Genomic DNA, 12925 nt, shown 5'->3' on the forward strand with positions numbered 1-12925 from the left:
GGGCTGCCGCCGTCAGCCAGATCACCGAACTGCGCCCGCTGCCACAACGTGTAATCCGCATACTGCACCGGCAATTCAGCCCAGTTGGGGGCCGCTCCGCTGCACCGGCTGGCGTACGCCACATTGAGATCGCTCACGAGCGGCGTGATGGACCAACCGTCGGCGGCGATGTGGTGCACCACGCCCACGAGTACGTGGTCGTCGTCGGCGATGCGGAAGAGTCTGGTTCGAAATGGGATCTCCGTCCTCAGGTCGAACGCGTGCTGCGCCGCGGCTTCGATGGCCTCATCAACCACGTTCGGTGACCACCCGGCGGCGTCGGTGACCTCGATGACGTCGCTCGGCCATCTCGGCAGCACCTGTTGAAAAGGGACGCCGTCGACGTCAGGGAACACCGTGCGCAGCGTCTCGTGGCGGGCGATCACGTCATCGACGGCCAGCCGCAGTGCGGCCAGATCCAGCGCGCCCTGCAGACGCAAGGTCACCGCCAAGTTGTAAACCGCTGATGGCCCGTGCAATTGGTCGAGGAACCACAGTCGGCTCTGGGCGAACGACAACGGAATGATGTCGGGCCGCTGGGCGGCCACAAGAGGCTGAAGCCGTTTATCGTCGCCACCGACGTGTGCGGCGAGTTGGGCGACCGTTGGCGCGTCGAACAGCGTTTGCATCGATACGTCGGTGGCCAGTTCGGCGCCGATCGCCGCTATCACGCGCATCGCGGAAACGGAGTCGCCGCCGAGGTCGAAGAACGAATCGTCGACGCCGACCCGCTCGAGGCCGAGTATGTGGGCATAGATGCCGGTGAGGATGTCCTGGGTGGGATCTTTGGGTGCGCTGTACCGCTCGCCGTTGGTGTATTCCGGCGCCGGTAGGGCGCGAGTGTCGAGCTTGCCGTTGACCGTCAGCGGCAGCGACTGCAAGACGACGATCGCTGCCGGAACCATGTAACCGGGCAGCCGCCGGGCCAGCTCCTCCCGCGCGGCAATGGGATCGACTGCGCCGGTGACCGTTTCGGTGAGGTAACCGACGAGCCGCCGGTCGCCGGGCCGGTCCTCCCGGGCGATCACCGCGGCCTGCCCGACGGCCGGGAGTCCGCTCAGGGCTGTGCGGATTTCGCCGAGTTCGATGCGATACCCGCGAATCTTCACCTGTTCGTCGGCGCGGCCGAGGTAGTCGAGTTGCCCGTCGGACCGCCAGCGCACCAAGTCACCAGTGCGATACATGCGCGTTCCTGGCGGTCCGAATGGACACGCTGTAAATCGGGAAGCGGTGAGTCCGGCCCGGCGCCAGTAGCCCACTCCAACACCGCGCCCGGCGATATACAGCTCGCCGACCACCTTGGGCATCACGGGACACAGGAACTCGTCGAGGACGAAAAACGCAGCTCCCGTGATCGGTGATCCGATGGGTGGCGAACCCGAGCCCGGCAGCAGGGGCGCACTCTTGGACGCCCACATCGTGGTTTCCGTCGGGCCGTAAACGTTGGTCATGACCCGTCCGGGTGCCCAAAGGTCCACCAGCGCCGGAGGGCAGGCTTCGGCACCGATGACCAACGCCGTGGATTCCAGTCCGTCGGGGGAGAGGTTGCTTACCGCTGAAGGGGTTTGCGTGAGCACGCGGACCCCCTCTTTGACTAGGAGGTCGTGGAAGTGGACCGCCGATCGGGCCACCGACTCGGGCACCACCACGAGCCGCCCGCCGAACAGCAGCGCGGCCCAGATCTCCCACACTGAGAAGTCGAACGCGTAGGAATGGAACTGCGTCCAGACCTGTTCTGGGCCCAACGGAATCCCGATGTCGAGCGAGTCGAACAGCTGGGTGACGTTGCGGTGGTTAACTGCAACACCTTTCGGCACGCCGGTGGTGCCGGAGGTGTAGACGATGTGGGCTATGTCGTCGGGTGCGGGAAACGGTAAGGCGGTTTCGGGTTGCGCCTCGATGCGGGGGTCGGCGGTATCGATGACCGTCATGCCGCGTCCGTCCAGTCGCGACTGCATCTCCGCGGTCGTCACGACGGCAATCGGCGTGGCGTCGGCAAGCATGAACTCGATGCGGGCCCGCGGATGCATGGGGTCGATCGGTAGATACGCCGCTCCGGTCTTGAGTACCGCCAAGATCGCGGCGATCGCCTCGGCGCATCGGGGGAACAGCAGCGCGATACGCACTCCCGGGCGAGCGCCGTGGTCGATCAGCAGATGCGCTAGGCGATTAGCGGCAGCGTCTAGTTCGCGATAGGTCATCGAGTGGCCGTCAGAGGTCACGGCCACGGCCTCGGGAGTGCGCGACACTTGAGCGGAGAAGAGCGCCGGAATCGACACCTGCGCCGCGGGCTGGTCCAAGACGGCGCGGTTGCTCCAGTCGTCCAGGCGGGTGTGCTCAGTCTCATTGAGCAGGTCGATAGACAGCAGTCTCCGCGTCGGATTGGTGGTCAAGTTCATCCCCCTAGGTCGGCGGTCATGGCCACCAACGCGCGCTGGAAACGGTCGATCAGTGATTCGATGGCCTCTGCATCGAACAGGTGGCTGTCGTATTCGACGCGAAGATTCAGTTCGCGGTCGGGGCGGGCTTGCATTGTCAGCGGGTAGTGACTGGATTCGGTACCCGTCAAGTCGGTGATGGCCAGCCCGTTGGTGTGTGTCAGCGCCGCGGCGTCGATGGGGTAGTTTTCGAAGACGAACAAGGTGTCGAATAGCTGGTCGACCCCGACGATGCGGTGAATCTCCTTGAGCGCCAGGTGTTGGTGGTCCAGGGTGCGCTGGTAAGCGTTGTGCAATTGGCCGAGTAGGTCGGCGACGGTGGTGGCCGGAGTGATGGTGGCTCGGATGGGCACTGTGTTGATCATCAGACCCACCATCGTTTCCGCGCCGAGCACATCGGCCGGCCGGCCGGAGACCGCTGCACCGAATACGACGTCGCGCCGGCCCGTCATCGACATCAACACCTGTGCCCAGGCGCCCTGCAGCACCGTGTTGACGGTGGTGTGACAGGAGCGGGCCAGTTCGTTTACCGCCTGGGTGGTGGTTTCGGCCACGCGAGCCGACGCGAAGCCCCGGCTTCCCAGTGTCGGGCCGCCCGGTGCTGCGACCAGGGTCGGAGTGTGGAAACCAGCGAGCACCTCGCGCCAGGCATGCTCCGCGGCGTCGAGGTCGCGCTCGGCGAGCCAGTTGACAAACCGACGGTACGGCACTGCCGCCGGCAACCGCTGGCGGTAGTAAACGGCGAAGATCTCTTGCAGAAGCACGGGCAGCGACCAACCGTCCAGCACGATGTGGTGGTTGGTCAACACCACGCGGAACCGTTCCGGTGCGGTGCGGATCAGGGCAACGCGAAAGGCGGGGGAACCCCTCAGGTCGCACACCGCGGCGCGCTCGGCGCGGCATATGCGCTGCACCTGCTCATCGGCATTGGCATCGACTTCGACGTATTGCCAAGGTGTTTGAGGGTTGGCCGGAATGATCTGCACCGGCTGATCGAATTGGGTGCAGAACCGGGCGGCCAGGTTGGGGTGGCGGATGACGACGGCGTCCACGGCACCGCGGAGACGATCCGCGTCGAGCGGGCCCGAGACGGCGATGTCGAGCTGCATCGAATACAGGTCCCCGTCGCTGTTCTGCGCCGTCGCGTGAAACAGCAACCCTTGCTGGAGCGGAGTGAGCGGCAGAATGTCGGCAATCCGTAAGCGCTGTTCCAGTTGGTCGATTTGGTGCTGGTTGAGACGCGCGGGCGCGATGTCCGAGGGAGTGATGCCGCCGCCGCCGCGCAGGACGTAGGCGCAGATGCCGACGAGAGCATCGAACCACAACCGACTGAGCCGGCGGATCCGGCAGTCGTCGAGCGCCGAAGGCGCCCAGCACCATTCGGCCCGCAAGCACAGCCCGGCGCCCGTGTCGACGGCACCCGCGTTGAGTTCTAGGGTGTGTGCGATCGGCATCGGTACGGCGCTGGCGAAGGTGGTGACCGCCATGCCGTCGCGGCTGACCCGCCAGAGATCGCTGGACGCGTCGGTCCCGTGCAACCGCCCGAAGTAGTTGAACCCGATCGCGGGGTCGGGCCCGGCCAGTGCGGAGTCGTCGTTGACATAGCGCAGCAGACCGTAGGTCAGGCCATCGGGCAGGGCCCTGAGTTGTTCCTTGGCGCGCTTGACGAATGGCCCTACGGCGGCGTCACCGGCCACCAGTTGCGGCCAGCGCGGCCCACCGAGCGGGAGCGTCACCGGGTATTTGGTGGTGAACCAGCCCACGGTGCGCGAGAGGTCGACATCGGCAGCGAGATCCTCGGAGCGGCCGTGGCCTTCGACGTCGACTGCGATCGACCCGCCCTCGTCTGTCCCCGCGAACTCGCCCCACGCCAACGCGAGTGCAATCAACAGGATGTCCTGGACGCTGGCGTGAAACGCCGCGGGGACCTCAGTAAGCAGCAGGTGGGTGGTCTCGGCGTCCAGAGAGACCGCAAGGTGCCCAGCGCGGGCGTAAGTGTCAGTCTCGGGTTGCGGTGGGGGCAGGGCGGCGTGGTCGGGCACCGACCGTTGCCAGGCGTCGACCTGGTCGACCACCTCGGGCCGGTGGGCATGCTCGGCCAGCATCGCCGCCCAGCGTTGGAAGGACGTACCGCCCGCCGGCAGCGTGACCGGCAGGCTGCTTCGGTGCTGGGCCCAGCCGATGTTCAGGTCTTCCAGGAGAATTCGCCAAGACACGGCGTCGACGGCGAGATGGTGGATGATCAACACCAGCCGGCCGCTGGTCACCCACAGCGCGCTGACCATTGCCCCGGCAAAGGGGTTGAGCCGCGACCGGGCTTCCGCCACCGTATGGTCGGTCAGCTCGTCGACGGTGAGCAGGCAGCTTTCCGCGTCAACCGCACCCACCCCGGGCACCGTCAACGACCATTCGCCGGCGTGACCATGGTCGACACAGAGCCGCAGCATCGGATGGTGGTCGAGCAGGGCTTGCAGCAGCGCGACCACGTCGGGCCGGGTCACGTCCTGGGGAGCTTCTATCACCATCGTCTGGTTGAACTGGTCGACGGGACCGTCAATGCCCCGCAGCCAGTGCATGATTGGGGTGGGCACCACCGGCCCGATACCGGCGTCGCGCGCAACGCCGACGCCATCGCTGATCTGGGCGACGCGCGCAAGCCGTGACACCGTCTGTTCGATGAATATGTCTCGAGGGCGGCACAGCACACCGACTGTGCGGGCCCGGGCGACCACCTGCATCGCCGAGATGCTGTCGCCGCCGAGATCAAAGAAGGCATCGTCCACCCCGATGCGATCAAGTCGTAGCACCTCGGCAAAGATGTCCGTCAGGATTTCCTCGATGGCATCGGACGGCGCCCGGTAGGTGTCGGCGGGCTGGAAGTCGGGCGCGGGCAGGGCTCGGGTATCGAGTTTCCCATTGATCGTGGTCGGCAGTGCGTCGAGCACCACCACCCCGGCGGGCACCATGTAACCGGGAAGCCGCTCCGTGAGCGCGGCACGCGCGTCGATCGGATCGGCGGTTCCCGTGATATAGGCGACCAGCCGCTTGTCGCCGGGATGGTCCTCGCGGGCGACAACCGCGGCGTGCTCGACACCCTCGAGTTGACGTAGCGCAGAACGGATTTCGCCGAGCTCGATGCGGTACCCGCGGACTTTGACCTGCTCGTCGGCGCGGCCGAGGTAATGCAGTTGGCCGTCGCCGCCCCAGCGCACCAGATCCCCGGTACGGTACATGCGCGCGCCATGGCCCCCGAATGGGCAGGCCACGAATCGTGAGGCCGTCAGCCCCGCCCGGCGCAGATACCCGATACCGACGCCGTCCCCCGCGACATACAACTCACCGACCACCCCGCTGGGCACTTCTCGCAACGACTCGTCGAGGACGAACAGTGCGGCCCCGGGTACCGGTGTACCGATGGGCACCACCGCGCACCCGGACGTCAACGGAGTGCTGATCGCGACGCACATTGTCGTCTCGGTCGGGCCGTAGGCGTTGATCATCACCCGCCCCGGCGCCCATTGATCGACCACATCGGTGGGGCACGCCTCGCCGACCACCACCAGGGCCGCAGATTCCAAACCCGCCGGCGACAACACCGCCGCGGCGGAGGGGGTCTGGGTGAGTACATCGACGTTTTCGGTGACCAGCATGTCGTGGAAGTCAGTCGGCGACGTGGTGACGTCCTCGGGCACCACCACCACTCGCCCACCTCGCAAGAGTGGACCGAAGATCTCCCACACCGAGACGTCGAAGGCCAGCGAGTGACACTGCGGCCAGACCCCCGGGTGTGGCAAACCGCCATCCAGCGATCCCAGCAGCTGCGTCACGTTGTGATGGGTGATGGCAACGCATTTCGGTACGCCGGTGGTCCCGGAGGTATAGATCAGATACGCCACATCGCCAGGTTCAGGCTCGGGTGGCGCCGTGCCGGGGTAGTCACCGACGGCGCCGTCGGTCACGTCGAGGACGGCCAGATCGCGCCCGGTCAGGCGTGGCCGCAGGCCGGCGGTGGTGACGGCGGCGATCGGCGCGGCATCGGCGAGCATGAATTCCGCCCGGGAAGCCGGGGTCGCCGGGTCGATCGGCAGGTACGCCGCTCCCGTCTTGAGCACCGCCAGCATCGCGGTGACGGCTTCGGCGCAACGGGGGAACAGCAGCGCGATGCACTCGCCCGGGCCCGCGCCCTGCCCGATCAGCCTGTGCGCCAGCCGGTTCGAGGCCAGGTCGAGGTCGCGGTAGGTGCAGGATCGCGCCCCGTCGGTCATCGCGATCGTATCTGGGTTCCGCGCCACGTGGGTGGCAAACAACGCCGGAATCGAGACCTGTGCAGGGGCGGGCCGGTCCAGCGTCGCCCGATTGGACGCGGCATCCAGGCGGGCGTGCTCCTTGGCGGACAGCAGATCGATGGACGACAGCCGAGCCCGCGGGTCGGCGGTCATCGCGAGCAGTAACCGCTGGAACCGCTCGACAAGCGTGGTGATGGTGTCGGGCGCGAATATGTCGGTACGGAATTCGACCGTCACCCGAATGCCCGCGGGCGCGCCGTCATCGGCCCAGCGTTCGGACAGCGAAAAGGTCAAATCCATGCGGGCGGTACGGGTATCGATCGGCAGCTGAGTGATCTGCAGACCACCCAATTCCAGCCCGGCGACGGGGTCGATCGTCTGGCCGGGGAGGTTCTGCCACGCCAGTGCCACCTGGGCCAGCGGGTGATGGCTCAGGGAGCGGGCGGGGTTTAGCCGCTCGACCAGCACTTCAAATGGCACGTCCTGATGCTCGAAGGCGAGCAGGCTGCGCCGACGCACTTGCGCGAGCAATTCGGAAACGGTCGCGTCACCGGAAACATCCACTCGCAGCACCAAGGTGTTGACGAAGAAGCCCACCAGGTCATCGAGCGCGGGATCGCCTCGGCCGGCGATTGGGAATGCCACGGCCACATCGGAACTCGCGCTGAGCCGCGACAGCAGAACCGCCAGGGCGGCCTGTACGACCATGAAGCTCGTCGCGTCGTGTAACCGGGCCAACTCGCGGATGCGTCGCTGCAATTCGGCCGGCCAGTCCACCGTCACGCTGTCGCCGCGTTGATCGGCCACCGAGGGGTAGGGCCAATCGGTCGGCAGTTCCAAGCGTTCGGGCATGCCGGCCAGGGCGCCTTCCCAATATCTCAGCTGCGCGGCGATCCGGCTGTTGGAATCGTCGAGCGCACCGAACAGCGCCCGCTGCCACAACGTGTAGTCCACGTACTGCACGGGCAGTGGCGTCCAGTCCGGGGCCATCCCCTGCTCCCGCGCCCGATAGGCCTCGCCGAGATCGCGCACCAACGGCGCCAGTGACCAGCCATCGAAGGCGATGTGGTGCACCACGCCGACCAACACGTGCTCGTCGGTATCGACACGGAAAAGCTTTGCCCGCAGCGGTATTTCGGAGGCCAAATCAAAGGGATGGCGCACCGTTTCATCAACGGCCTCTGCTAGCCTGGCGGGCACCCAGTTGGTGGCGTCGATGACAGCCCAGCCGAAATCCGCCCGGTCGGCGGAAACAACGAGTTGTTGGGATAGTCCATCGGGTGCAGGGAATAGCGTGCGCAGGCTTTCGTGGCGGTTGACCACGTCCGCGAGCGAGGCATGCAGGGAGTCGGGATCAAGGTCACCGCGCAGCTTCAGCGCCACCGCCAGGTGGTAAACCCCTGAGGGACCTTGCAACTGGTCGAGAACCCACAGCCGGTTTTGGGTGAATGACAGCGGGACAACCGCGGGGCGGCGGCCGGCGGTCAACGGCTCGCGGCGGCGCACCGGGCCGTCGAGAAGGGCAGCCAACTGCGCGATCGTGGGTGCATCGAACAACGCGTGTACTGCCAGGTCCGTATCGAGCCCGGTGTTGATGGCGGCGATCAACCGCATTGCCGACAGCGAATCCCCGCCCAAGTCGAAGAACGAATCGTCGACGCCGACCCCCTCGGCACCCAGCACGCGGGCATAGACGCCCGCCAGGATCTCCTCGATGTGGGTGGCCGGGGCGCGGTACCGGCTGCGGTCTTGGTACTCCGGCGCGGGCAGGGCACGGGTGTCGAGCTTGCCGTTGACCGTCAGCGGCAGCGCCTGCAACACCACGACCGCGGTCGGCACCATATGGCCGGGCAGCCGCTCGGTCAGCACCATCCGGGCGACAGCGGGATCTACAGCTCCGCGGTCCCTTTCGACGACGTAACCGACGAGCCGTTTGTCGCCGGGGCGGTCTTCGCGGACGATGGCGGCGGCCTGTTCGACACCGTCGAGCGCGGCCAGCGCCGCCTGGATCTCGGTGAGCTCGATGCGATAGCCGCGGATCTTCACCTGCTCGTCGGCGCGACCGAGGTAGTCGAGCTGGCCGTCCGGGCGCCAGCGCACCAGGTCGCCGGTCCGGTACATGCGGGTTCCTGCCGGCCCGAACGGGCTGGCCACGAAGCGTGAAGCGGTTAATCCCGCCCGGTGGAGGTAGCCGATGCCGACGCCGTGCCCGGCGACATAGAGTTCCCCGACCACTCCGGGTGGGACCGGGCGCAGCCAGTCGTCCACGACGAACAGCGCCGCCGTCGACACCGGCGCACCGATCGGGACCGTCCCCGAACCCACGGTCAACGGGGCGCTCAACGTGGCGTACACCGTGGTCTCGGTGGGGCCGTAGGCGTTGATCACGGCCCGCCCGGGTGCCCATCGGTCCACCAGCTCGGCCGGGCATGCCTCGCCGCCAAGCAGCAGCGCGACCGAGTCCAAGCCGTGTTGGGGAAGCGCCGCCGCCGCCGACGGCGTCTGGGTGAGGACGGTGACCTGCTCGGCGACGAGCAGCGCGTGGAAATCTTTCGGTGAGGCGGTCACCCGCTCGGGGACGATGACCAGGCGGCCGCCGCCGAGCAAGGCGGCCCAGATCTCCCAGACGGAGAAGTCGAACGCGTAGGAGTGGCACTGCGTCCATGCCTGATGTACAGGCAGGTGGGCCGATGCCGACTCGACCAAGTGCGCCACGTTGCGATGGGTTATCGCAACGCCTTTCGGCACGCCCGTGGTGCCCGAGGTGTAGATGAGGTAGGCGATATCGTCGGCTGCCGGCGTCGAAAGCATCGATAGCGGCTGGGCCGTGATGCGGTCGTCGGTGACATCGAGGATGGCCAGGGGGTGCCCGGACAGCCGGGGACGCAGCGCGGTGGTGGTGACCGCGACGGCGGGCGCGGCATCACTCAACAGGAATCCGATCCGCTCGTCGGGCAGCGCCGGGTCGATCGCCAGGTACGCCGCCCCGGCCTTGAGCACCGCAAGCATGGCGATGACGGCCTCGGCGGAGCGCCCCAGCAGCAGCGCCACGCATTGCCCCGGACCGGCTCCGCAACCGGATATCGAGTGCGCCAACTGATTCGAGGCCGCGTCGACCTCCAGGTAAGTCAACGACCGGTCCGCGTCTCTGATGGCCACGGCGTGCGGAGAGCGGACCACGTGGCCGGCGAACAATTCCGGGATCGACACCGGTGCGGGTGCGAGCCCGGTCAGAACGGCCCGATTGCCCATGTGGTCGAGGCGGCCGCGCTCGTCAGCGTCCAGCATGTCGCTCGCAGACAATGGGAGCCGCGGATCGGCAATCATCGTCAGCATGACACGTTGCAGCCGATTAAGCAGAGTACCAATGGTTTCCGGATCGAAGACATCGGTGTCGTACTCGATGCGGAAGCCGAGTTCGGCTCCTGGTGTGGCTTGCATGGTCAGTGGGTAGTGGTTGGATTCGCGACCGGTGAACTCGACGACTGTCAGTCCGTCGAAATTGAGCAGCGTGGCGGTGTCGACGGGGTAGTTCTCGTAGACGAATAGGGTGTCGAAAAGTTGGTCGTGGCCGGTGATGCGGTGAATTTCGTTGAGCGCCAGGTGTTGATGGTCAAGGGTGTGGTTGTGGGCGTCGTGCAGCTGGTGGAGCAGGTCGGCGGTGGTGGTGGTTGTGGTGATGTGTGCGCGCGCCGGCACGGTGTTGATCAGCAGGCCCACCATGGAGTCGGCGCCGGGTATCTCGACGGGCCTGCCGGAGACCGCGGTACCGAAGACCACGTCATGCTGGCCGGTCAAGCCCATCAACAGCTGCGCCCACGCCGCCTGCAGCACGGTGTTGACCGTGGTGTGGTTCGCACGCGCCAACTCATTCAGCGCCAGCGTGTCGCGCTCGGACATCGCGAACGAACTGATGCTCTTGACGCCGGGCCTGAGTCGGAACGGCGGACCGACCAGGGTGGGGCTTTCCAAACCTGCGAGCGCCTCTTGCCAGGCGTCGCGGGCGGCATCGAGGTCACGCTCGGCGAGCCAGGTGACGAACCGGCGGTAGGGTGTCGGCACCGGCAGTTGCCGGCCCTGGTAGGCGGAAAAGATTTCGTGCAGCAGGATGGGTAGCGACCACCCGTCGAGCACGATGTGGTGGAACGTCAACAGAATTCGGTGCAGGCTGTCGCCGGTGCGAAGCAGAGCTGCCCGAAAGGTGGGGCCGGCGGTGAGGTCGCAGACCGCGGCCCGTTCATCGGCACAGATCTCTCGGATCCGATCCTCGCCTTCGACGGTCTCGTATCGCCATGCCGCCGAGGGGTTGGCCGGAATGACCTGTACCGGCTGGTCGAATCGATGACTGAATCGGGCGGCGAGGTGAGGATGGCGCTGCATCACAGTCTGGACGGCGTCACGGAGTCGGTGCGGTTCGAGTTCGCCTGCGACGGTGATGTCGAGTTGCATCGCGTAGAGGTCACCTATTTCCTGACCGGTAGCGGCGTGGAAGAGTAGTCCTTCTTGGAGTGCGGTGAGCGGCAGGATGTCGGCGGTGTTGTATTGCTGTTGGAGTTGGTCGATTTGGTGTTGGGTGAGTCGGGCGGGGGTGATGTCGGAGGGGGTTAGTCCGCCGCCGCCGTGTTGGACGTGGGTGCAGATTCCGGTCAGGGCGTCGAACCATAATTGGCTGAGCCGGGCGATCTGGGTGTCATCGAGCGTGGAGGTTGCCCAGGTCCAGGTGGCGTTGAGTTGTGGCCCGGTGTCGGTGTCGATGGTGGCGGCATTGAGTGTGGCCGTGTGGGACAACGGCATTGGTGCGGTGCTGGCCGCGGCCGTGGCCGACAAACCGTCCTCGCTGATCACCCACAGCCCTTCTGTAGCCTCGGGCGCGGTCGTACTAAGCCGTCCGAGGTAGTTGAATGCGATGGTGGGGTCGGGTCCTTGGAGTTCGGTGTTGTGGTAGCGCAGTAGTCCGTAGGTGGCGGGGTGGGGTAGGGCGCGTAGTTGTTCTTTGGCGTGCTTGATGATCGGGCCGAGTTCTGGGTGGCCGGTGGTGATGTGGTGCCAGTTCGGCCCGGCGATACTGAGGGCGATGGGGTATTTGGTGGTGAACCAGCCCACGGTGCGGGACAAATCCACGTCGGGGGCCAGGTCGTCGTGGCGGCCGTGGCCTTCGACGTCGATACCGACCGGTGTTGTGGTGTTGAGGAATTCGGTCCAGGCCAGCGCGTAGGCGATGAGCAGGATTTCGTGGATGCCGGTGTGGAAGGCGGCGGGGGCGTCGGTGAGCAGCGCGCGGGTGGTTGCGGTGTCCAGGGTGGCGGTGAGGTGGCCGGCGGTGGTGTAGGTGTCGGCGGGCTGGGGTGGGGGTAGGGCTGCTGGGGTCGCGGTGAGTTGTCGCCAGGTGTCGGCCTGGTCGAGGACCGCCGCGCTGTGGGCGTGCTCGTCTAAAACCGTGGCCCAGCGTTGAAATGAGGTGCCGCCGGGGGGCAGGGTGATGGGCTGGCCACTTCGGTGTTGGGCCCAGGCGATGTTGACGTCTTCGACCAGGATCCGCCACGACACCGCATCCACGGCCAGATGGTGAACGATCAACACCAACTGACCGGTCGTGGTGACCCACAGCGCGCTCAGCATCACGCCACTGCCGGGATCGAGGCGGGAGCGGGCCTGGGCGAGCAGCTCATCGGTCAGTGCTTCGACAGCGCGCAGGCACTCGCCTGCGCCGACCGTCCCGGGTTCGGGAACGGTCAGTGACCACTGGCCGGAGTCGCGGTGGTCGGCGCGTGCCCGCAGCATGGGGTGGTGGTCGAGCAGTGCTTGCAGGAGGGGGAGGGCGTCGGTGGGGGTGGTGCCGGTCGGGGCTTGCAGTACGAGGGTTTGGTTGAACTGGTCGATGGGGCCGTCGATGTTGAACAGCCAGTGCATGATCGGGGTGGGGGTGAGGGGCCCGATGCCTTCGTCGATGAGGTGTTGGTGGGCTTGGGTGATGCCGGGCAGGGCGGCCAGTCGGGCGACGGTTTGTTCGACGAAGAGGTCGCGGGGCCGGCAGGCCAGCCCGGCGGCGCGGGCGCGGGCGACCACCTGCATGGACAGGATGCTGTCGCCGCCGAGGTCGAAGAAGGAGTCGTCAACCCCGACCCGGTCGAGGCCGAGGACTTGGGCGTAGATGGTGGCTAG

General features: G+C 66.7%; 1 pseudogene. It reads right to left on the reverse strand.

What is annotated here, in order from left to right:
* Nucleotides 1–12925, reverse strand: a pseudogene (locus A5695_RS08155) (amino acid adenylation domain-containing protein); the annotation flags it as partial.

The sequence above is a fragment of the Mycobacterium sp. E1747 genome (genome assembly GCF_001667775.1).
In the GTDB taxonomy this organism is placed as follows: domain Bacteria; phylum Actinomycetota; class Actinomycetes; order Mycobacteriales; family Mycobacteriaceae; genus Mycobacterium.